Origin of the sequence: Marivivens donghaensis (assembly GCF_030410045.1) — a bacterium.
Classification (GTDB): Bacteria; Pseudomonadota; Alphaproteobacteria; order Rhodobacterales; family Rhodobacteraceae; genus Marivivens; species Marivivens donghaensis.
Genome location: NZ_JAUFRA010000005.1, coordinates 165019 through 186195 on the forward strand (window position 1 = coordinate 165019; position 21177 = coordinate 186195).

21 protein-coding genes and 1 pseudogene are annotated in these 21177 nt (G+C 59.1%); 9 read left to right on the forward strand and 13 right to left on the reverse strand.

The annotated features are described in order from the left end of the window. Positions 1-76 precede the first annotated feature (76 nt). Positions 77-508, reverse strand: a complete 432-nt coding sequence (gene rpiB / locus QWY83_RS06380) for a ribose 5-phosphate isomerase B (protein WP_074038990.1) — start codon at positions 506-508, stop codon at positions 77-79. Between the two features lie 54 nt (positions 509-562). Next, a complete protein-coding gene (locus tag QWY83_RS06385; protein WP_249945602.1) occupies positions 563-1960 on the reverse strand; it encodes a divergent polysaccharide deacetylase family protein in 1398 nt (465 codons plus the stop codon). Between the two features lie 139 nt (positions 1961-2099). Between QWY83_RS06385 and QWY83_RS06390 the strand changes: the two genes are divergently transcribed. From QWY83_RS06390 to lexA, 6 genes are all read left to right on the forward strand, one after another. Beyond that, positions 2100-2687, forward strand: coding sequence for an aminodeoxychorismate/anthranilate synthase component II (locus QWY83_RS06390; RefSeq protein ID WP_105234906.1), 588 nt, complete (start codon positions 2100-2102; stop codon positions 2685-2687). After that, positions 2684-3700, forward strand: coding sequence for an anthranilate phosphoribosyltransferase (gene trpD / locus QWY83_RS06395; RefSeq protein ID WP_249945601.1), 1017 nt, complete (start codon positions 2684-2686; stop codon positions 3698-3700). The genes QWY83_RS06390 and trpD overlap by 4 nt, the downstream gene beginning before the upstream one ends. A gap of 3 nt (positions 3701-3703) precedes the next feature. Beyond that, positions 3704-4510, forward strand: a complete 807-nt coding sequence (gene trpC / locus QWY83_RS06400) for an indole-3-glycerol phosphate synthase TrpC (protein ID WP_249945600.1) — start codon at positions 3704-3706, stop codon at positions 4508-4510. Further along, a complete protein-coding gene (moaC, locus tag QWY83_RS06405) occupies positions 4510-4983 on the forward strand; it encodes a cyclic pyranopterin monophosphate synthase MoaC (RefSeq protein WP_105234903.1) in 474 nt (157 codons plus the stop codon). The genes trpC and moaC overlap by 1 nt, the downstream gene beginning before the upstream one ends. Continuing rightward, complete coding sequence (locus QWY83_RS06410) at positions 4980-6152, forward strand: molybdopterin molybdotransferase MoeA (protein WP_249945599.1); 1173 nt, start codon at positions 4980-4982, stop codon at positions 6150-6152. Before moaC ends, QWY83_RS06410 begins: the two co-directional genes overlap by 4 nt. Before the next feature lie 84 nt (positions 6153-6236). After that, the gene (gene lexA / locus QWY83_RS06415; protein WP_105234901.1) at positions 6237-6929 is read left to right on the forward strand and encodes a transcriptional repressor LexA; all 693 of its coding nucleotides are present in this window, start codon (positions 6237-6239) and stop codon (positions 6927-6929) included. Here lexA and QWY83_RS06420 read toward each other — a convergent pair. Beyond that, a pseudogene (locus QWY83_RS06420) lies at positions 6923-8998 on the reverse strand (ComEC/Rec2 family competence protein). The gene lexA and the pseudogene QWY83_RS06420 overlap by 7 nt on opposite strands. A gap of 24 nt (positions 8999-9022) precedes the next feature. Here QWY83_RS06420 and gltX point away from each other — a divergent pair. Further along, the gene (gltX, locus tag QWY83_RS06425) at positions 9023-10426 is read left to right on the forward strand and encodes a glutamate--tRNA ligase (protein WP_105234899.1); all 1404 of its coding nucleotides are present in this window, start codon (positions 9023-9025) and stop codon (positions 10424-10426) included. Positions 10427-10517: 91 nt separating this feature from the next. After that, the gene (locus QWY83_RS06430) at positions 10518-11813 is read left to right on the forward strand and encodes a citrate synthase (RefSeq protein ID WP_105234898.1); all 1296 of its coding nucleotides are present in this window, start codon (positions 10518-10520) and stop codon (positions 11811-11813) included. Positions 11814-11887: 74 nt separating this feature from the next. On the opposite strand, the gene QWY83_RS06435 is transcribed toward QWY83_RS06430, so the two are convergent. The 10 genes from QWY83_RS06435 to QWY83_RS06480 form a co-directional block, all read right to left on the reverse strand. Further along, positions 11888-12664 carry an enoyl-CoA hydratase-related protein gene (locus QWY83_RS06435; RefSeq protein ID WP_249945598.1) on the reverse strand — a complete coding sequence of 259 codons (777 nt, stop codon included), beginning with the start codon at positions 12662-12664 and terminating at the stop codon, positions 11888-11890. Positions 12665-12730: 66 nt separating this feature from the next. Then, positions 12731-13177 (reverse strand): cytochrome c-type biogenesis protein, encoded by a 447-nt coding sequence (locus QWY83_RS06440; protein ID WP_105234896.1) that lies wholly within the window; start codon positions 13175-13177, stop codon positions 12731-12733. After that, positions 13174-15153 (reverse strand): heme lyase CcmF/NrfE family subunit, encoded by a 1980-nt coding sequence (locus QWY83_RS06445; protein ID WP_249945597.1) that lies wholly within the window; start codon positions 15151-15153, stop codon positions 13174-13176. The genes QWY83_RS06440 and QWY83_RS06445 overlap by 4 nt, the downstream gene beginning before the upstream one ends. Before the next feature lie 86 nt (positions 15154-15239). Then, the gene (locus QWY83_RS06450; RefSeq protein WP_105234894.1) at positions 15240-15449 is read right to left on the reverse strand and encodes a pseudouridine synthase; all 210 of its coding nucleotides are present in this window, start codon (positions 15447-15449) and stop codon (positions 15240-15242) included. Beyond that, entirely contained in the window at positions 15439-15981 is a 543-nt protein-coding gene (locus QWY83_RS06455; RefSeq protein WP_249945596.1) for a holin family protein, read from the reverse strand. Before QWY83_RS06455 ends, QWY83_RS06450 begins: the two co-directional genes overlap by 11 nt. Next, the gene (locus QWY83_RS06460) at positions 15972-16583 is read right to left on the reverse strand and encodes a holin-associated N-acetylmuramidase (RefSeq protein ID WP_249945595.1); all 612 of its coding nucleotides are present in this window, start codon (positions 16581-16583) and stop codon (positions 15972-15974) included. Before QWY83_RS06460 ends, QWY83_RS06455 begins: the two co-directional genes overlap by 10 nt. Before the next feature lie 44 nt (positions 16584-16627). After that, complete coding sequence (gene ccmE / locus QWY83_RS06465) at positions 16628-17086, reverse strand: cytochrome c maturation protein CcmE (protein WP_067546560.1); 459 nt, start codon at positions 17084-17086, stop codon at positions 16628-16630. Positions 17087-17091: 5 nt separating this feature from the next. Continuing rightward, the gene (argC, locus tag QWY83_RS06470) at positions 17092-18120 is read right to left on the reverse strand and encodes an N-acetyl-gamma-glutamyl-phosphate reductase (RefSeq protein ID WP_249945594.1); all 1029 of its coding nucleotides are present in this window, start codon (positions 18118-18120) and stop codon (positions 17092-17094) included. A gap of 68 nt (positions 18121-18188) precedes the next feature. Continuing rightward, the gene (locus QWY83_RS06475; RefSeq protein ID WP_105234890.1) at positions 18189-19001 is read right to left on the reverse strand and encodes a glutamate racemase; all 813 of its coding nucleotides are present in this window, start codon (positions 18999-19001) and stop codon (positions 18189-18191) included. After that, on the reverse strand, positions 19001-19888 hold the full coding sequence (locus QWY83_RS06480; RefSeq protein WP_105234889.1) for a lysophospholipid acyltransferase family protein: 888 nt from the start codon (positions 19886-19888) through the stop codon (positions 19001-19003). Before QWY83_RS06480 ends, QWY83_RS06475 begins: the two co-directional genes overlap by 1 nt. Before the next feature lie 229 nt (positions 19889-20117). Here QWY83_RS06480 and QWY83_RS06485 point away from each other — a divergent pair, with 229 nt between their 5' ends. After that, complete coding sequence (locus tag QWY83_RS06485; protein WP_105234888.1) at positions 20118-21026, forward strand: LysR family transcriptional regulator; 909 nt, start codon at positions 20118-20120, stop codon at positions 21024-21026. The last annotated feature ends 151 nt before the right edge of the window (positions 21027-21177 follow it).

The following is a 21177-nucleotide window of genomic DNA, read 5'->3' on the forward strand; positions in this document are numbered from 1 at the left end:
AAGCAGAACATATTTAATACGAAGTCTGCGTCAAGGAACCGCGCAGGAAACCCTCAGCCCCCTGCGCTTTACTCTTTTACTCTTCGATCATGTCCACGCGGGTGGCGTGGCGGCCGCCTTCGAATTCGGCGTCGAGGAAGGCGTCAACGATGGCCAGAGCAAGACCTTCGCCCACAACGCGGGCACCGATCGAGAGGATGTTGGCGTTGTTGTGCTGACGGATCATCGCAGCCGAAAACTGGTCAGAGCAGACGCCGCAACGGATGCCTTTGACCTTGTTCGCGGCCATCATGATGCCTTGGCCCGTGCCGCAGAGGATAATGCCCAGATCGCAATCGCCCGAAGCCACACGCTCTGCCGCGGCTTTGCCATGGACGGGGTAATGAGTGCTCACGTTCTCGGTCGGGCCGATGTCGACGGCCTCATAGCCTTTGGCGGTGATGTGGGCGGCGATGGCCTGACGCAGCTCGATTGCGGCGTGGTCGCTAGAGAGGACGATACGTGTCATTGTGGTTCCGTTTGTAGTGGGTTTCGTCTGGGAGATAGCCCGAAGGCCCGCCCGTTAGTCCTTTAAAATCGCCGAAACAGGGGCCAAAGCGACCTGCCCCGCCCTATTCGCCGTCGACCAGAGCGTCAGCGCGCTGAGCGTTTCCGCCCGCAGACGCGAGATCAGCACAACGCCGCTGGTTTGCCGCGCCTGAAACGCGGAACGGTCGATAAAGCGGCGGATGACGGCGGCAGTTTGATCGTTGCTATCAAGGTCACGTTCGACCGTAGCAACAGGCACATCTGCCCCCTCAGCCGCACGGATCGCCGCGTTCAGGCCACTCGCCGCCGTGATGAACCCACGCCCATCGGCCGCAAGGCGGGCCATCACGGCCTCGGTCGCTTGACGGTTCGATTGCAGGCCTGCGTCCCCCATATCGAGAACCATCGCGGCCTCTGGCATGGTGGCAAAGGTGGCTTCCATCACTTGGGCCGCATCAGGGGCGGTGGCGTTGGCAGGCAAGGTCAGGATCGCCGCAACCTCATAACCCGCCGCGCGGTAAGCCGCCGATTTCGATGCCGCATCAGGGTCAGAGACAGCAATCGCGACCGTCACGGGGAACGGCACCGCAGAAAGGAGCAATGGCCCGTTCGGCAAAGCCCCGTCATCAATCACTACAAACGACATCAGCGGCAGATCGTCTGGGTTGGTGAAATAGGCAGCATAATCGAGGAGCGCGTTGGTGCTGGCCTCGACCACGGGCGCCTCAGTTTCGGATGTGGGGCGACGGATCACAACGGCGCTATCGCTCGACGGCATCACGCTCGCCGGTTCATCCGAGAGACCGGGCACAGGAGCCGCGTTGACGTTCGGCTCCTCCGGTTCAGGTGTGGGTTCTGGCTCAGGTTCAACAACCTCAGGCTCAACCACCTCGGGCACCACCATCTCTGGCGCTATATCCGTCACAACGGGCGCGTCCTCAACAGGCGCTGGCTCTTCCTCAGGCACCACAATCACCTCAATTGCGGGCTGGGTGCTGACCACGATATCGGCCTCACCTGATGGCATTTCAGGCTGCGCGACCATCGGCGACTGCAGAACAGGCGCATCGGTTGTGGCCTCAACGCCTGCGGATTGCTCCGCCTCTGGCTCAGCCATATCGCCTGCAATTTCAATTGGATCAGGACGATCCGCAGGTGTCGTATCCGCAATCGGCGGCGTAGGTTCGGTGATCTCCATCGCGACACCGGGTGACATATCAGGCGCTTCGATCTGGATACCCGTCGCCGCATCTACAGCCAAGGTCGGGCTTTCCACCTCGACCGCGACAGGCTCAATCTGCGCGGACTGAGTTTCCACCCCGACAGGAGGCGTCGATGGTACGGGCAATGGGGCCAACAGTGACACCACCGATAGCCCTGCACCTGCAACCAATGCGCCTACACCAACGCCTGAAAGTAATCCTCGTAACACCTATCTGCCCCCGTGACGCCCCAGTCCGGTAAATTCCCCTGCGGACCTTGACGGTCCCTCTCATACAGGATCATGTATGCGCCGACTATACCGCCACCTTTACGGTCGGCAAAACCCCTAAATGCTTGTTGGGCTTACCATGTTGCTCTTGATCGATAACTACGACAGCTTCACCTACAACCTAGTCCATTACTTGGGCGAATTGGGCGCGGATGTTGTCGTCAAACGCAATGACGCCCTCACCGTTCAGGACGCGATGGGCATGAACCCCGAAGCGATCCTACTGTCCCCTGGCCCCTGCGATCCTGCTCAGGCCGGGATCTGCCTTGCACTGACAACCGCGGCGGCAGAGACAAAGACACCGCTGATGGGCGTCTGCCTCGGCCACCAAACCATTGGCGAGGCGTTTGGCGGCAAGGTCGTGCGTTGCCATGAAATCGTACACGGCAAAATGGGCACGATGCACCATAATAATAAGGGCGTTTTCGCGGACCTTCCGAACCCGTTCGAGGCGACGCGCTATCATTCGCTCGTTGTGGAACGCGAAACCCTGCCCGATTGCCTAGAGGTCACTTCGTGGCTCGAGGACGGCACCATCATGGGTCTGCAACACCGTGAACTGCCGATCCAAGGCGTGCAATTCCACCCTGAAAGCATCGCGTCTGAGCATGGGCACAAACTGCTTCAGAACTTCCTCGATATCGCAAAGATGAAGGTGACCGCATGAGCGACGCAATGAAGCCGCTGATCTACGCAGCCTCCGAAGGTCCGCTGTCTAAATCCCAAGCGCGTCAGGCGTTCGACATCCTCTTTAACGGAGATGCCACCCCTGCCCAGATTGCGGGTCTGTTGATGGCAATGCGGGCACGCGGTGAATCAGTTGCGGAATACGCGGCAGCGGCGGCGTCGATGCGGTCGAAATGCATCCCCGTCAAAGCCCCCGAAGGCGCGATGGATATCGTTGGCACAGGCGGCGATGGCCTCGGTACGCTGAACATCTCGACCGCGACTGCGTTTGTTGTGGCTGGTGCTGGTCAGCCCGTGGCGAAACACGGCAACCGTAATGTCTCGTCCAAATCGGGCGCTGCGGATGCGCTGGGGCAGCTTGGCATCAACGTCATGGTCGGCTCGGAGATCGTCGAACGCGGCCTGCAAGAGGCCAACATTGCCTTTATGATGGCCCCGATGCACCACCCCGCGATGAAGCACGTGATGCCCGTCCGTCAGGAGCTTGGCTGCAAAACGATCTTTAACATCCTTGGCCCGCTGACCAACCCTGCGGGCGTGAAACGCCAGCTCACTGGTGCCTTTGCCCCCGACCTGATTTTCCCAATGGCCGAAACGCTCCAAGAGCTCGGTTCGGAAAAAGCTTGGCTGGTCCACGGTCACGACGGCATGGACGAAATTTCGATCACTGGCGCGACCTCCGTTGCCGTGCTTGAAAACGATGAGGTCACTGGGCGCGAGATTCACCCAGAGGACGCAGGCCTGCCCGTTCACAAACTCGCCGACATCCTCGGCGGCACGCCCGAAGAAAACGCCAAGGCGCTCTTGGCTCTGATGGAGGGCGCTGACGGTGCCTACCGTGACGCGGTTCTGTTGAACGCAGCCGCTGCACTGGTCGTCGCAGATCGCGCGAACTCCCTCACCGAAGGCGTTGAAATCGCAAAAGAAAGCATTGCATCTGGCCGCGCTATGGCCGCGATCAAAATGCTGTCCAAAGTTACCCAAGAGGCCTGATCCATGCACGTCCTAGATAAAATCAAGGCCTACAAGCTCGAACATATCGAGGCCTGCAAACAGGCGACCCCGCTCTCTGTGATCGAGGAACGCGCTCGCAACGCATCGCCCACCCGTGGCTTTGCTGACCGCCTGCTCGAGGCGACCCGCACGGGCTATGGCCTGATTGCGGAAGTGAAAAAAGCCAGCCCGTCCAAGGGTCTTATCCGCGCCGATTTCAACCCGCCCGCATTGGCCCAAGCCTACGAGGCTGGCGGCGCGACCTGTCTGTCCGTCCTGACCGACGGCCCCTCATTCCAAGGTGCCGACGAATACCTCGTCGCCGCGCGTGAGGCGACCAGCCTTCCCGCGCTCCGCAAGGACTTTATGTATGACACCTATCAGGTGGCCGAAGCCCGCGCTTTGGGCGCCGACTGTATCCTGATCATCCTCGCCTCTGTCTCTGACACTCAGGCCGCAGAGCTAGAGGATGCCGCGTTCCACTGGGGCATGGATGTCCTCCTCGAAGTGCACGATGCCGAAGAACTCGAACGCGCAAGCCGTTTGAAATCGCCGCTCATGGGGATCAACAACCGCAACCTCAAAACCTTTGAGACCACCCTCGACACCACCCGCAACCTTGCGCGCATGGTGCCCGAGGATCGCACTATCGTCTGCGAAAGCGGCCTCTTCACCCCTGCCGACCTCGCCGATATGGCGCGTTATGGGGCGCGGACCTTCCTCATTGGCGAAAGCCTGATGCGTCAGGACAACGTCGAAGATGCCACCCGCACCCTCCTCGCCAATCCGCTCCGTTCGGGGGGCATGTGATGTCTGGACTCACCCATTTCGATGACAGCGGCAAGGCGCATATGGTCGATGTCTCGGACAAAGCCGTGACATCCCGTATCGCCGTCGCCGAAGGGTTCATCACCATGTCCGCCGAAACCCTCGCCCTCGTGGTTGAGGGACGCGCCGAAAAGGGTGACGTTCTGGGCATCGCCCGCCTTGCTGGGATCATGGGCGCGAAAAAGACCTCCGACCTGATCCCCCTCTGCCACCCGCTGCCGATCACCAAAGTCGCCGTCGACCTCACCCCCGACGCTGACCTCCCCGGCATCCGCATTTCCGCAACGGTCAAAACCACTGGCCAAACAGGCGTCGAAATGGAAGCCCTCACCGCCGTCTCCACCGCCGCCCTCACCGTCCACGACATGGTCAAAGCCGTGCAAAAAGACATGGTCATAGGCGGCATCAAAGTCACCCTAAAAGACGGCGGCAAATCAGGGCGTTATGAGGCATGATCTCTGTCGCTGAGGCACAATCGCTTTGTCTGGCTCTCGCAACGCCGATGGCGACCGAAGAGGTGGCTTTGGCGGATGCAAACGGGCGGGTAATGGTGGTGCCTGCGGCGACGACGCGGGCGCAGCCTCCGTTTCGGTCAGCGGCGATGGATGGCTATGCCGTTCGGGACGCAGAGGTTCGGATCGGCGCGAGCTTTACCGTTGTGGGTGAATCCGCTGCGGGACATGGCTGGAACCAGACATTAGAGGCGGGTCAGGCCGTTCGGATTTTCACAGGCGCCCCTGTGCCAGAGGGCGCGGACCATGTCGTGATCCAAGAGGACATCCTCCGCGACGGTGACAAGATCACGATCCAGCCGAACCTTGGCGATGGGCCGAATATCCGTCCGCTCGGCGTCGATTTCGCGGCCGATTTCACCCTCTCCGCTCCGCGCCGTTTGAAATCCGCGGACCTCGCGCTTTTGGCGGCGATGAACGTGCCGACGGTGACAGTGTCGCGCAAACCACGTGTGGCGTTCCTTGCCACGGGGGACGAATTGGTGATGCCGGGGCAGACCCCGACCGACGACCAGATCATCGCGTCGAACGTCTATGCGCTCAAGGCGATGGTCGAAGATGCAGGCGGTGAGGGCATCATCCTCCCCATCGCGCCCGACACCGAGGACGGATTGCGTGCAGCGATGACCGATCTATTCCAATACGATGTGGCCGTGACAATCGGCGGCGCATCGGTTGGCGATTATGATCTGGTGGGTAAGATCGGCGGCGAGTTGGGCCTCAACCGATCCTTCTACAAAATTGCCATGCGCCCCGGTAAACCACTGATCGCAGGCGATTTTCAGGGCCGCCCTTACCTCGGCCTACCTGGAAATCCCGTCTCTGCCATCGTCTGCGGGATCATGTTCCTGATCCCCTTGGTCCGAAAATTACAGGGCCTGTCCGATGTTCTACCAGAGACAACCCCTGCCCGACTTGCCGCCGACATCGGCAAAAACGGGCCGCGCGAACACTACGAACGCGGCACGCTGAAAAACGGCGCAGTCACGGCGGCGAGGTCCCAAGACAGCTCTCTTTTGTCGATCCTCGTGCAATCCAATTGCCTGATCGTGCGTCCGCCCAATGATCCGCCCCGCAAGGCAGGCGAAATGGTCGAGGTCATCGCCCTCTGACAGGTTCCCGTTGACACAAAATGAGAACACATGTAGAACAATGGCGAAACCTATGCGAACATTCGCTGCCATTGGGGACGAGCCATGCTGACAAAGAAACAGCTCCAACTACTCGAATTCATTCACGCTCGCGTTCAGAAAGAGGGCGTTCCACCGTCTTTTGACGAGATGAAAGAGGAACTTGGTCTTCGGTCGAAATCGGGCATTCACCGCCTGATCACAGGGCTAGAGGAACGCGGGTATATCACCCGCCTCGCCCACCGTGCCCGTGCGCTGGAAATCACCCGCCTGCCTGATGCGCTGGCGAAAAAATCGGGCGGGTTCCAACCACGCGTGATTGATGGCGACCGTCCCGACAGCATCCCGCCTGCCGCGAAATCGGTGGAAAGCGTGGGCGCTCTCGAACTGCCTGTCATGGGTCGCATCGCCGCTGGTGTGCCGATTGCCGCGATCCAAGAGATTTCCCACAACGTCGCTGTCCCGCAGAGCATGATTGGCCAAGGCGAACATTACGCGCTCGAGGTTAAGGGCGACTCGATGATCGACGCGGGCATCAATGACGGTGACATCGTGATCATCCGCGAAACCCAGACCGCATCGAACGGTGACATCGTGGTCGCTCTGGTCGAAGACGCCGAAGCGACGCTGAAAAAATTCCGCCGTCAGAACGGGATGATCGCGCTAGAGGCTGCGAACCCAGCCTATGAAACCCGCATCCTGCACGACCATCAGGTTAAGGTTCAGGGCCGTCTCGTCGGATTGATCCGCACTTATTGACGCCCATTACCAAAATTCCAAAGCCGCTCGCCAGTCACCTGTCGGGCGGTTTTGAGTTGCCCATCAGGCATAATCGCCGCGGACCCGACGTGCTGGAGCCTCTCTAGATCAAACACCTCACAAGGTCGCTCCACCTGATCACGTTGGTTCGTCACAACAATATCGGCACCATCGCAGCCCTCTAACTGGTCGAGCGCGGTTTGGCCTCGCACCAATAACACCTCCCACCCAGCGGCCTCGGTTCGATAAGTCCGCCCAATCACCTCGAACCCACCACGCACCGCCGCCCCCTGTTGGGTCGCCCCATCCCCATCGCCGCGCAACCATGCCTCCGCCGCGAAACCATCGCCTGTCCCGCGCGAAAGGCTCCGCCCGTTATCGGTCATCACGCCCAGCAACCCGCCCGTGTCCGAGATCATCAAGGCAGGTCGTTCGCCCCACGACCACAGTGCCAAACTGACCAACACTGGCACGCCGCCAAACCATCGCCAGCGTCCCTGCCAAAGCACCACGAAAATCGCACCAAACGCCAATAAGGGTAAAACAACGGGCGGCGGGCTGACCACAAACCCAACCGCATCAGGCCAGCCCGCGACGGTTGCGGACACCCATAGGATCCAGCCGATCCCCTGCTCCATCAGCCACAACCCGATCCAGTCGAACCCGAGCGGCGTTAGGACGACGGTCAGCACCACCGCAGGCATAACGACGATCCCCATCACGGGCACCGCCATCAGGTTCGCGATCAACCCATAGTGAGAAAATTGGTTAAATTGCGCGGCTGAGAACGGCGCCGTCGCCAGCCCCGCGACCAAGGACGACAGGAACACCGCACCGACACCGCGCAAGGCCCTTGGCAGCAAATACCCGCGTCCGCGCAAGGCTCCGAACACTGCGACCAATGCGGTGGTTGCGGCAAAGGACATCTAGAAACCGGGGCCTGCGATTTCCTCTGGTCGGGTAACGATCACGATGGTCGCGGCAAAGGCCACCGCCCGCAGCGTCACGGCCCGACGGTCGAGGAGCACCGCCACGAACATCACCGCGATCATGATGAACGCCCGTTCTGTCGCGACCGCCCGACCTGACAGCAGCAAATAGAATGCCCCAACGCAGAGCGCGGCGATGGCTGCAATTTTCTTCACGGGCAGACGCAAGGCCACAAAAGGGAACAGAGCCGCCCCCATGCGGATCGCGGCAAAGACAACACCCGTCAGCAGCCCCATGTGCAGCCCTGAAATCGCCAACAAATGCGCGAGATTTGTGGCCCTCAGACCTTCGACGACCTCTGCATCAATGGACGACCGATCGCCCGTGAGGATCGCCGCCGCAAAAGCACCGCTATCGCCTTCGAGCCGCGTTCGGATATGGTCGCCAACCCTCATGCGCAGCACATCAATACCCGGCCCGCGCGGGTCGTCATCCAGCGCCAAAACGGGCGTCCGCGTGTAACCGACCGCCCCCAACTGATCGAACCATGCTGAGAGGCGGAAATCGAATCCCCCCGGCTCGACCGGACCAGAGGGCGGCGAAAGGTGCCCTGTGAAGATCACAACCAGACCCGGCACGGGATCTATCCACCCCTGTTGACCATGCAGCGACACCCTGACACGGGCGGGCGTTCGATCTGGCGCGAGGTTCTCCAACACCAAATGATCGAGCGTCAGACGCACCGCATCGGACTGGGATCGGTCGATTTGCACGATACGCCCCTCTATCGGGCCGTAGTAGCGAAATCCCAATTGCGGGGCTGCGACCGCATTCGCCCGAACGCCTGCGATCAGAAAGCCAAACAAAATCAGCGCAATACCTATCCACACAACGCGCATCGACCGCCAGACCACAGCGCAAAGCACCGACAGAACGATCCCGCCGCAAACCATCGCCCAGTGAACCACGCTCGGCTCAGCCACCCCCGCGAAATATCCTGCGACGCCCATGCCCAGACCGACGGGCACCCAGTTCACGGAATGTCCACGCTGTAACGCGAGGTTTGCCCTCACCCATCCCATCACGCGCACTTGTCCTGCCCCCGTCCGGCCTATATCCCCTTCACTTGAGCCGACCATGGTTAGCGAAAGGTTAAATTGCCCATGTCCCAAACGCCCGTCGTCACCCGCATCGCGCCGTCTCCGACCGGATACATGCACATCGGAACCGCCCGCACTGCGCTGTTCAGCTGGCTCTATGCCCGTGGACGGGGTGGGAAATTCCTGCTGCGGATCGAAGACACCGACCGTGAACGCTCTACGCCCGAAGCGACCGAGGCGATCCTCAAGGGGATGGAGTGGCTCGGTCTAGACTATGATGGCGAGGCGATCAGCCAGTTTGAACGCGCGGACCGCCACGCTGAGGTTGCGCATGAAATGCTGGCCTCTGGTCACGCCTACAAATGCTTCGCGACCCAAGACGAAATTCAAGCCTTCCGCGATGCGGCCAAGGCCGAGGGCAAATCGACCCTCTACCGCAGCCCATGGCGTGACGCTGATCCGTCCACCCACCCTGACCTGCCCTATGTGATCCGTGTGAAGGCTCCGCTTGAGGGCACCACCGTGATCCACGATCAGGTCCAAGGCGACGTGACCATCCGCAACGATCAGCTCGACGATATGATCGTTCTACGTTCGGACGGAACACCGACCTATATGCTCGCCGTTGTGGTCGATGACCACGATATGGGCGTGACCCACGTGATCCGGGGCGACGACCACCTCAACAACGCGGCACGTCAGATGCTGGTCTACACCGCGATGGGCTGGCCACTGCCCGTCTACGCACACATCCCGCTGATCTTTGGTCCCGATGGTAAGAAACTGTCGAAACGCCATGGTGCAACGGGCGTCGATGAATATCAGACGATGGGCTACCCTGCCGCTGGTATGCGCAACTACCTCGCCCGTCTGGGGTGGAGCCACGGCGACGACGAATTCTTTACCGATGCTCAGGCTATGGAATGGTTCGATTTCAATGGAATCGGCAAATCCCCGTCACGCTTTGATTTCAAGAAACTCGAAAACCTCTGCGGCCAGCACATTGCTAACGCTAACGATGCCGCACTGCTGCATGAACTCGAGGCATTTTTGGCCTCCACAGGGGCAAACCCGCTGACAGACGACCAACGCGACGCAATGACGCGAGGGATGTATTGCCTCAAGGAACGGGCTAAGACTTTCCCAGAACTCCTTGAAAAAGCGCACTTTATCATGGCTTCGCGCCCACTAGAAATGGACGAGAAAGCGGAAAAGGCCCTCGATCCTGTATCCCGTGGTATACTGTCAGAATTGACGCCGCAGTTGCAAAATGCTAGCTGGGACCGAGACACGCTGGAGGGGATCGTCGCAGCAGTCGCAGAAGCAAACGACACGAAGCTGGGCAAACTTGCCGCGCCGCTTCGGTCGGTTCTCGCAGGCCGCGCAGTAACCCCTAGTGTTTTTGATATGATGCTTGTCCTGGGGCGGGACGAAACTGTTGCACGTCTGAAAGACGTGACCGCCTAACACGACGTTTACATTACGTCGTTATATACTGGGATTACGACCAACGTCTCGGCGCGACACGCGCGCCGAGCTCCTAAACAGGGGAAAGAGAATGGCCGAGAACACAAGAAACGCCACACTGACAATCGACGGGACCTCTTACGAGCTGCCGATCCTGTCGCCGAGCCAAGGTCCGGACGTCATCGACATCCGTAAACTCTATGGTCAGGCAGGTGTGTTCACCTACGATCCAGGCTTCACGTCGACCGCGTCGTGCGATTCCACCATCACCTACATCGACGGTGACAAAGGTGAACTGCAGCACCGCGGCTACTCGATCGAGGATCTGGCCGAGAACTCGCACTACCTCGAAGTGTGCTACCTCCTGCTCTACGGTAATCTCCCGTCGAAAGAAGAACTGGAAGAGTTCGAAACCACGATCACCCGTCACACGATGATCCACGAACAGATGCACATGTTCTTCCGTGGCTTCCGTCGTGACAGCCACCCGATGGCGACCATGGTGGGCGTTGTTGGTGCGATGTCCGCGTTCTACCACGACTCGACCGATGTGAACGACGAACGTCAGCGTGAAATCGCGTCGCACCGCCTGATCGCGAAAATGCCGACCATCGCTGCGATGGCGTATAAATACTCGATCGGTCAGCCGTTCGTGTATCCGCGCAACGACCTCGACTATGCGGCAAACTTCATCCACATGTGCTTCTCTGTGCCTGCAGAAGAATACAAGGTTGACCCGATCCTTGCTCGCGCAATGGACCGTATCTTTACCCTGCACGCTGACCACGAACAGAACGCGTCAACATCGACCGTGCGTCTGGCGTCGTCCTCGGGCGCAAACCCGTTCGCATGTATCGCAGCAGGCATCGCATGTCTCTGGGGTCCGGCCCACGGCGGCGCAAACCAAGCATGTCTCGAAATGCTCAAGGAAATCGGCACCGTTGACCGCATTCCTGAGTTCATCGCTCGCGCAAAAGACAAGAACGATCCGTTCCGTCTGATGGGCTTTGGCCACCGCGTTTACAAGAACATGGACCCGCGCGCGACCGTTATGAAACAGTCCGCAGACGAAGTTCTGGAACTCCTCGGCGTTGAAAACAACCCGCTCCTGCAGGTTGCCAAGGAACTCGAGCACATCGCTCTGAACGACCCTTACTTCAAAGAGAAGAAACTGTTCCCGAACGTCGACTTCTACTCGGGCATCATCCTCGAAGCGATGGGCTTCCCGACCTCGATGTTCACACCGATCTTTGCGCTGTCGCGCACCGTTGGTTGGATTTCGCAGTGGAAAGAACAGCTAGGCGATCCGCAGATGAAAATTGGCCGTCCGCGCCAGTTGTTCCTCGGCGAAACGCAGCGCAAATACGTTCCAGTCGAAGAACGCTAAGAACACAAAAGGCCACCCAATCGGGTGGCCTTTTTCTATGACGATCGGGCCGTCAAACGACGGCCCGTTTTTCGTTACCGTCCTTCGAATTTCGCGGGGCGCTTTTCGAGGAAGGCCACGACGCCCTCGCGGAAATCGCGGGTCTTACCGCATTTGCCCTGCAGCCGTGCCTCAACATCCAACTGCTCCGCCAGCGTGTTCGACTGGCTCGCCCGTAGTGCTTCTTTCAGGTGGCGGTAAGTCTCAGTCGGACCATTGGCAAGGTGCGCCGCACGCGCACGCCAATGCGCCTCAAACCCCTCCGCGGGCACCGCTTCATAGATCATGCCCCAGTCAGAGGCTTGCTGCGCGGTGATCTTATCCGCAAACATCGCCATGCCCATCGCCTTGGCCATACCGACCTGACGCGGCAGCAACCACGTGCCACCCGCATCGGGGATCAACGCGATCTTTGAAAACGCCTGCATGAAATAGGATGTGTCAGAGGCGATCACCACGTCCGCGCCGAGCGCAAGGTTCGCCCCTGCCCCAACAGCCCCGCCGTTCACCGCAGCGATCACAGGCACAGGGCAGTCATACATCGCGTTCAGCATCGGCACATATTCGTCGCGCAGCACCCGCGCGAGGTCGAGGTTCGCCGCATTGCCACCGTCGCCCAGATCTTGACCCGAACAGAACGCAGCCCCCGCGCCAGTCAGCACGATGACCCGCGCACGGGTTTCAGCGTCCTTGATCGCATGGGTGACCTCTGCCCGCATCTGCGCGTTCAGGGCGTTCATTTTGTCAGGGCGGTTCAGGGTGATCACCGCGATATTGTCGGTGATGTCCAGCGTGATGGCGGAATAATCCATGAGGGCTCCTCTGTGTCTCGGGCAGAGACTAGCAATGCCCAAGTTACAGAAAAGCAAAACCGTGCGTCACGACTTCATTATTTCCTCAAGACGCGCTTTTTCCGCGTCCGTCAGGGCATCAGATGATGCCGTGCCCTTGCGCCGCACCGTGGCAAAGCCAGCGCCAAGCGCGAGGATCAACATCCCAAGGGGCGCGACCCAGAGGATCATATTGAACCCGTCTTTCGTGGGTTCGAGCAGCACATATTCACCGTAACGGGCCACGATGAAATCCACGACCTCTTCGTTCGTGTCGCCCTCAATCAAACGATCCCGCACCAAAAGCCGCAGTTCGCGGCTGATGGCAGAGTTGGAATCGTCGATGTTTTCGTTCTGACACACAGGGCAGCGCAGCCCCTTTGAGATGTCTCGCGCACGTGTCTCTAGCACTTGATCGTCGAGCACCTCATCAGGTTGCACCGCCATCACAGGCGTCGATAGGGTCAGCAGAGCTGCAAGCAAAAGCCGTTTCATTCTGCCGCCACCATATTCGCTTTCGCCTTTGATTTCGCACCACCTGCGGCCACGCGCAAACGACGATCCGACAGCGAAATCGCACCGCCCAAGGCCATCAGCAACGACCCCGCCCAAATCCAGTTGGCAAAGGGTTTGATGTAGGTGCGCACAGCCCAGCCGCCGTCGTCCTGCGGATCACCGATGACAACGTAGATGTCCTCAAACACGCCGTTGCGAATACCCGCTTCGGTCGTTGGCATCGCTGCGACCTGATAGAACCGTTTTTCAGGATGCAAGGTGGTCAGGAACTCACCGTTTTCTTTGACGGTAAAGGTTCCCATTTGGCTCAGGAAGTTCGGCCCCTCAACACGGTCCACCGCATCCAAGGTCAGCTCCCATTTGTCGATGGTAAAGGATTCACCGACATTGAGCGTGCGAATGTCCTCTTGCTGCCACGCCATGAGCGTCGCGATTGCAAACATCGTGATGCCCAGTCCAGAGTGCGCCGTGAACTTGCCCCAATCGGCCCGCGGCAGATTCCGGATACGGCGCAGACGGTCAGCGACCGAGGCATTCCCTGCCCGCTGCCACAGGTCCATCATCGCACCGAACACGACCCACGCACCCAAGATCACACCAATCGGCCCCATCGCGGAATTGCCCGTTTGCACAGCAAAAGCCAAACCGCCCAAGGCCACGGCGAGGATCAGAACGGCCCACATCGGCTTCATCGCTTTGGCGACCGATCCGCGTTTCCACGCGAGAACCGCACCCGGCGGCAGGATCACCGCGAGCGCGACAAAGAACGGCGTGAAGGCCGCGTTAAAGAACGGCGCACCGACCGACAGGGTCCGCCCCGTTGTCATCTCAGCCACCAGCGGCCAAAGCGTGCCGACAAAGACCACGAATGCCGACACCGCGAGGAGGATGTTGTTCAACACCAGCGCACTTTCGCGACTAACGAGAGAGAACACGCCTTTTGCCTCTAGGCTGCCTGCACGGAACGAGAACAGCGTCAGCGCCCCGCCGACAAAGACGAACAGAATGGCGAGGATAAACACCCCACGCTCTGGATCGTTGGCAAATGCGTGGACCGATGTAATGACCCCAGACCGCACGAGGAACGTGCCCAAGAGCGAGAAGCCAAAGGCGAGGATCGACAGAAGGATCGTCCAGCTTTTCAGGCTTTCACGTTTCTCGGTCACGATGGCCGAGTGCAAGAGTGCCGCTGCGAGAAGCCACGGCATAAACGATGCGTTTTCAACAGGGTCCCAGAACCAGAACCCGCCCCAGCCAAGTTCGTAATAAGCCCACCACGACCCCAGACCGATGCCGATGGTCAGGAAAATCCACGCAGCCAGCGTCCACGGACGCACCCAACGCGCCCATGCCGCATCAACGCGACCTTCGATCAGAGCGGCCACCGCGAATGAAAACGCCATCGAGAGGCCCACATAACCGAGGTAGAGGAACGGCGGGTGGAACGCCAAACCTGGGTCTTGAAGCAGCGGGTTGAGGTCTTGACCATTGAACGGGGGCACCTGAAGCCGCAAAAACGGGTTCGAGGTAAAGATGATAAAGGCGTAGAACGCGACCGAAATCGTCGACTGAACCGCCAGAACCCGTGCCTTGAGCGTGTCGGGAAGGTTGCCGCCAAACCAGCTCGCGCACGCACCAAACAAGGTCAGGATCAACAGCCACAAGAGCATCGACCCCTCGTGGTTGCCCCAAACGCCCGACACTTTGTAGAGCATCGGTTTGTCGCTGTGAGAGTTCATCGTGACCAGTTTCAGCGAAAAGTCAGAGGTGACAAACGCATAGGTCAGGGCCGCAAAACTAAACCCCACAAGGATCAGTTGCGAGGTGGCCGCGGGGTCCGCGACCGCCATCCAGTTACGCCAGCCCTTTTGGGCGCCGATCATAGGGATCACCATCTGGATGATAGCGATGCCAAAGCCCAGAATCAGGGCAAAGTGTCCGAGTTCAGTAATCATGCGATCTTTCTAACGTATTCGGGCGGTCTGCCCAATCACAACGGGGCGATTGGGCGTCGTTTATGCTGATGCACCTTGACGCAGGGCTAGACGGACAAAGCCATGCCACCGGCAACAACATAGGCCACCATCGCCATGATCAACCCGCCCATCACCAAACGGATCAGCCATTTCAGCATATCCTCAATCGCATGGAGGCGAGATTCCACCGTTGCACGGACCACTTCATCCACCGCGTTCGACGTCTCCAACCGTGCAATCCGTTGGTCCACGAGCTGCGCCCATTCATCGGTCATGATCTGCCCTCCAATCCTCTAACGCGGGGTTCGGCTCTGCTGCGGGGGCGGAAAACGTAGCCCCCGCGCCTAACGCTTCGATCGCTTTGACCCGCGAGGTCACAACGGCGGCTTGGGCGGCGGTTTCTGCGACGGACTGCTGAAAATCCTGCGCCTTGGCCTGATGGCGGGCCCCGAAATAAAAGGACACAATCGCGCCCATCAACCACCAGAGTGGCTCTGGCACCAGTGCGATCCCCTGCATCCGACCCGCAAACCAGATCGGATCGACCATCGCCATAACGAACAGCCCCAGCGTTCCGAATGCCAACAAGGGACGGGGCAGACGGTTGAGCCCGTCTATCACCCGATCAAACAGTCCCTTGCGGTCCCCCCTGAACTCTGCTGCGAACTGGTCGCGCGCCTGAGCCTTGGCCGAGGCATCACGCACAGCGCCTGCCTCTGTGTTTTCCGCAAATATTCCAACAGTTTCCGTGACGATGTTGCGACCATTCCCGAACAGAGCATCCATGATGCGTGCGATTACCCCCATGCCGACACCCGTTGTTTATGTGCCTCATCCGAGAGGTGATACCGTGCGCTGACAAAGGCTTCGGCGCGGAGAATCCAGCCGCCTTTCCCACCATCCCTGCGCGTTGCGAATTTGCGCAACGACGGGCGTCCATCGGCCAAAGCGTAGTAATAATTGCGCCGTGCGATCCCATATGCATCGACGATATGATCAGGTGCAGCGTCATATCCGCGATGTGCCGCCGCAATCGTCTGCGGCCCAAGAACCCCGTCAATCGCAACAGGGATCCGCATATCGCACAAGAGCCGCTGCAGGATACGCACCGCCCCCGCGCCAGAGTTCACATACATATCGAACACGCTCGCTTGTAGCGGCTCTGGCAATTCGCCGATCCGTGGCTGGTTGAAGTAGTGTTCGACGAAAATATCGACGGCGTCCGTGTCGCGCAGCGCCCGCACATCGCGGTCGTCAATGCGCCCGTCCCCCGTCACATCACGCCGCAACCGTTGCAGCGTAGCGAGGGTCACACCGTATTTCGTGGGACCACCGGGATCGGCGGGATCGTTTACATAGCCACCCTCACGGGCGACGATGCCTTTGGCAATCTCTTGGACAGTTTGCATAGCTCGGCCTCTTTTTGATTGAGGCCAAGCATGACAGACAAAGGTTAACTCTCGCCTGCAGCAGCGTTCGGATCAACGTAGAGGCCCGAATCCTTGAGGCTGTCGAGCACTTCTTTGGGCATGTAATCCTCGTCGTGTTTCGCAAGGATTTCAGAGGCTTCAAAGGTGCCATTCACGTATTTACCCGTGCCGATCATCCCCTGATTTTCACCAAAGAGATCAGGCAGGATGCCCGTATAGGTTACTGGAATAACCTCTGCACCGTCCGTTACGTTAAAGGTGATTGTCTCGCTCTCACCACGGACCAACGACCCCTCTTCGACCAGACCACCGAGGCGGAACACTTCGTTAGCGGGGGGCGGTGCCGCGATCACATCGGTCGGATCGCGGTAGAAGTTGATGCCATCGCGGAACCCGTAGCCGATCAATCCAGCCGAGAGCGCAAGCGCGACAAAGGCCAGAACGATGATCTGGATACGACGTTTCTTTTTCAGGCTTTTCAGACCACTCATGGGAATACCGGTGCCAATAGCAGGCCTTCGGTCTCAGGCAGCCCCAGCATGAGGTTTGCGTTCTGCACAGCCTGACCCGACGACCCTTTGTTCAGGTTATCGAGCGTAGAGACAACCATCGCCCGTCCGGACTTGCGGTCGCCTACCACACCAATATGACAATAGTTCGAACCCGTCACATTGCCCATCGACGGAGCCGCGCCAAAAGGAAGCACCACGATGAACGGCTCGTCTTTATACTGTTCAACCAGCGCCGCATGGATCGCCTGAGCATCGCCGCGCACATAGCAAGACGCGAGGATACCACGGTTCACAGGCACCAGATGCGGGGTGAACATGATCTCGACAGGGCGACCAGCCAGCAGGCTGAACTCCTGATCGAACTCGCCCAAGTGACGGTGTTTGCCGCCTTGGCTATAGCCCATCACATCGGTCGACCGTTCCGCAAAGAGCATGTTCTCTTTGAGGCTCCGACCAGCGCCAGAGATACCGTTTTTCAGGTCACAGATGATATCATCAAGGTCGATCAACCCGCCAGAAATCAACGGACGCAGCGCAAATTGCACCGTCGCCGCGTTACAGCCCGTGCCCGCCACAAGACGCGCGTTTTTGATGTCGTCGCGGTAGAACTCTGTTAGACCGTAAACGGCCTCTTTCTGGAGGTCGGTCGCCACATGCGGTGCACCATACCATTTTTCATAAGCCGCAGGATCGCGCAGACGGAAATCCGCGCCGAGGTCCACGACCTTAACGGTCTTCGGCAAATCACGGACGAGCGCTTGGCTCAGGCCATGGGGGAGTGCTGCAAAGGCGAGGTCGATCTTGTCAAAGTCGATCTCATCAATCGTGCAAAGCGTCGGCAGGTCGAGATGGCGCAGGTGCGGGAACACGTCCGACATCTGCATGCCAGCCTTACGATCCGCAGAAAGAGCGGCAATCTGCAGGTTCGGGTGCGTTGCGATGATCCGCACGAGTTCGGCGCCTGTGTAGCCAGAAGCGCCAAGAATAGCGACGTTATAAGTCATAGGGGTCTCCCGTTTGAGGAGTGAGATAGGTAAGGATGAGCCCCACCGCAACCGGCGGGTTTGCCGAATTAGGCCGAAATGAATTCGACTTTTCGTCGCAAGAACTGTGTGGCGCGATCAGAGACTTTCGACGGATTGCCCGTGGTCAGGTAAACGGTATCCGTCCCTGCCCCCAACATTTCAGGCCGACGCTGCAGGTAATCCTCAAGGCTCGCCGCAACGAGGTTCGCTTGGGAGAAGACCTTCACATTCGGACCCAGCGCGTCTTGGAATTCTTTTTCCATGATCGGGTAATGGGTGCAGCCAAGGATCGCAGCATCAGGTTCGGGCATCTTGCGCTGAAGCGCCTCAACATGGCTCCGAACGAGAGCTTCGGCGAGGATCATATCCCCGTCCTCAATCGCATCCACAACACCGCCGCAGGCTTGGGCTTCCACGTCCACGCCGATGGCACGGAACGCTAGTTCGCGCTGGAACGCACGGCTCCGCACGGTTGCAGGGGTCGCAAAGAGCGCGACGTGTTTCACCTCAACCTCGCGCGGCGGCGAGTTATCACCCCACTGCCGTTCGGTCAGCGCCTCGATCAGCGGCACGAAAACGCCCAGCACACGTTTGTCACGCGGTACCCATGATTCTTGCATTCGACGCAGCGCAGCCGCAGAGGCTGTGTTACAGGCGATAATCACGAGGTCGCAGCCTTCGTCCCACATGCGGGCGACGGCTTTGGTCGTTAGGTCATAGATATCGTCGGCATCCCGCACACCGTAAGGCGCGTGGGCGTTATCCCCGAAATAAACAAAGGGAACATCAGGCAGGCGCTTCTGGCATGCATCCAGAACCGTTAACCCACCCAAACCACTATCAAAAACCCCGACCGCCATTAGCGTTTCCTGTATTTCGCCTCGAATTCAAAGCCCAGACGGTTGGTCCCATCGGGGCGTTCACTTAATGCATACGTCCGTTCCCGAAGGAAATCCATCATCGCTTTAGGGTCAGAGGCATATGGGGCGAGCTCCTGTGGCGAAATCGGCGCGCCCACGGCGACTTTGACCCGTGATCCGACGCGCGCACGAAATTCACGGATCAATAGCCCCATGCGCAGAGTGTAGTGCAAACGACTGGCAAGCTGGAACAGGCGGCTGTTCTGCCCATCGAAATAGAGCGGCACCACAGTCGCCCCCGATTTCGCGACCATCTTAGCGGTGAAATTGCGCCACATCGGGTCCAAAGGCCGATCAAACCCACGGTGCGCGGTCGAAACGGTGCCCCCTGGGAAAATCCCAATCGCCCCTCCCTGTTTCAGGTATCGGATCGCTTCAGCGCGGGTTTCGAGGTTCAGCCGCGCGCCCTCTTTGGTCTCGTCAAAGCTAATTGGCAGGATCACCCGTTCGAGGTCGGCAGAACGGCGAAACACCTGATGGGCCAAGACGCGGAAATCACCACCGCGCCGTTCGGACAGGATCAACCCCATCATCATCCCATCTAGGATACCGTAGGGATGGTTCGCCACAACGACCACTGGCCCCTCAGCGGGAATATCACTCAGCGATCCTTTGGTGACCTCTAGCCCCAGTCGATAGCGTTCGACCATCACCTGCCAGAAATCGCGACCCTCAGCGACCTCGCGGTCATAGCCCTTGGCCTGCCGAATGAGCTTTAACCGCCCAGTGACATTTTCCATCGTGCGAACGAGGACGCGGCCCCCTCTGTTCGCCACGGCGCTGGCATAACTGATATCGCGGGCCACATGGCGGTCGGAACGCTGCATTTTGGATCGTCTCGGCTGATTCCCTAAAAGTGAAACAGGTATATCCAGCGGCTCACCAAAAAGGCACCGGATATGGGCAAACTGCCTTTAATTTCGCATTTCCGTTACAAATTATCTGTTAGCGCACCTACTCCTATGTTTTTCATGGCCTATCAGGTTGCATAGCTGTTATGACCGTAGGTAATGGGCACATTGTAGTGAGCGGTAAAACAGGCGGGCACAGAGTACGATGGATTGGGATAAACTTCGGATATTTCACGCAGTTGCGGATGCTGGGTCGCTGACCCACGCTGGCGAAACCCTGCACCTGTCCCAATCTGCGGTCAGCCGTCAGATTCGCTCGCTCGAGGAATCTCTGAACACCACACTGTTTCACCGCCATGCCCGTGGTTTGATCCTGACCGAACAGGGCGAACTGCTGTTCGACGCCACCCGCGCGATGAACAAACGGCTCGAGGCTGCAGCGGCGCGTATCCGCGACAGCGAAGAAGAAGTGTTCGGTGAGTTGAAAGTGACCACCACCACGGGCTTTGGCACCATGTGGCTCGCGCCGCGTTTGCCGAAACTCTACGAGAAATACCCCGAGCTCAAAATCGACCTGATGCTCGAAGAGCGGGTGCTCGACCTGCCCATGCGTGAAGCCGACGTTGCGATCCGCATGAAAGAGCCGTCACAGGCCGACCTGATCCGCAAACGTCTGATGAACATTCGGATGCGTCTCTATGCGACTCAGGACTACCTCGACACGCACGCGCCACTCACCACGGTCGAAGAAATCTCTGCCCACCGTCTGATTTGCCAGAGCCCCAATTCGGCTCAGGTCTCGGCGGGCGCGACACTGGTGCAGCATTTGCTTGGCTATGATGTGCTTAGCACGCTCACCGTGAACAACTACTTTGGCGCATTGCAGGCCGTTTTGGCGAATTTGGGCGTCGGCGTGCTGCCCGATTACCTGACCGAAGACTTCCCGCAACTCGTCCGCGTGCTGCCAGAAATCGAATCCGGTGAGGTTCCTGTGTTCCTCGCCTACCCCGAAGAACTGCGCCAATCGAAACGCGTCGCCGCATTTCGGGACTTCGTTCAAGAAGAAATATTCAACCACCGCCGTAAGATACGCGATAACGAGACCCCCTCCTGATCCCAGCTATGCTGTGAGTGCATAACGGGCATGTCTCAAGTTGATAGGGTTTTTCCTTGATCGTTAACAAACTGCTGCCTATTTGAGCCTTCGAAGCCGATGATGCTTATACGCTCATCACTTCAACCTCCCTGTTGGACTTCGCCGGGCA

Excerpts from the sequence above, each read along its gene's own strand:
- rpiB (WP_074038990.1), bottom strand. The coding sequence starts at position 508 with ATGACACGTATCGTCCTCTCTAGCGACCACGCCGCAATCGAGCTGCGT.
- QWY83_RS06390 (WP_105234906.1), top strand. The coding sequence starts at position 2,100 with ATGTTGCTCTTGATCGATAACTACGACAGCTTCACCTACAACCTAGTC.
- trpD (WP_249945601.1), top strand. The coding sequence starts at position 2,684 with ATGAGCGACGCAATGAAGCCGCTGATCTACGCAGCCTCCGAAGGTCCG.
- trpC (WP_249945600.1), top strand. The coding sequence starts at position 3,704 with ATGCACGTCCTAGATAAAATCAAGGCCTACAAGCTCGAACATATCGAG.
- moaC (WP_105234903.1), top strand. The coding sequence starts at position 4,510 with ATGTCTGGACTCACCCATTTCGATGACAGCGGCAAGGCGCATATGGTC.
- QWY83_RS06410 (WP_249945599.1), top strand. The coding sequence starts at position 4,980 with ATGATCTCTGTCGCTGAGGCACAATCGCTTTGTCTGGCTCTCGCAACG.
- lexA (WP_105234901.1), top strand. The coding sequence starts at position 6,237 with ATGCTGACAAAGAAACAGCTCCAACTACTCGAATTCATTCACGCTCGC.
- gltX (WP_105234899.1), top strand. The coding sequence starts at position 9,023 with ATGTCCCAAACGCCCGTCGTCACCCGCATCGCGCCGTCTCCGACCGGA.
- QWY83_RS06430 (WP_105234898.1), top strand. The coding sequence starts at position 10,518 with ATGGCCGAGAACACAAGAAACGCCACACTGACAATCGACGGGACCTCT.
- QWY83_RS06435 (WP_249945598.1), bottom strand. The coding sequence starts at position 12,664 with ATGGATTATTCCGCCATCACGCTGGACATCACCGACAATATCGCGGTG.
- QWY83_RS06440 (WP_105234896.1), bottom strand. The coding sequence starts at position 13,177 with ATGAAACGGCTTTTGCTTGCAGCTCTGCTGACCCTATCGACGCCTGTG.
- QWY83_RS06445 (WP_249945597.1), bottom strand. The coding sequence starts at position 15,153 with ATGATTACTGAACTCGGACACTTTGCCCTGATTCTGGGCTTTGGCATC.
- QWY83_RS06450 (WP_105234894.1), bottom strand. The coding sequence starts at position 15,449 with ATGACCGATGAATGGGCGCAGCTCGTGGACCAACGGATTGCACGGTTG.
- QWY83_RS06455 (WP_249945596.1), bottom strand. The coding sequence starts at position 15,981 with ATGGGGGTAATCGCACGCATCATGGATGCTCTGTTCGGGAATGGTCGC.
- QWY83_RS06460 (WP_249945595.1), bottom strand. The coding sequence starts at position 16,583 with ATGCAAACTGTCCAAGAGATTGCCAAAGGCATCGTCGCCCGTGAGGGT.
- argC (WP_249945594.1), bottom strand. The coding sequence starts at position 18,120 with ATGACTTATAACGTCGCTATTCTTGGCGCTTCTGGCTACACAGGCGCC.
- QWY83_RS06475 (WP_105234890.1), bottom strand. The coding sequence starts at position 19,001 with ATGGCGGTCGGGGTTTTTGATAGTGGTTTGGGTGGGTTAACGGTTCTG.
- QWY83_RS06480 (WP_105234889.1), bottom strand. The coding sequence starts at position 19,888 with ATGCAGCGTTCCGACCGCCATGTGGCCCGCGATATCAGTTATGCCAGC.
- QWY83_RS06485 (WP_105234888.1), top strand. The coding sequence starts at position 20,118 with ATGGATTGGGATAAACTTCGGATATTTCACGCAGTTGCGGATGCTGGG.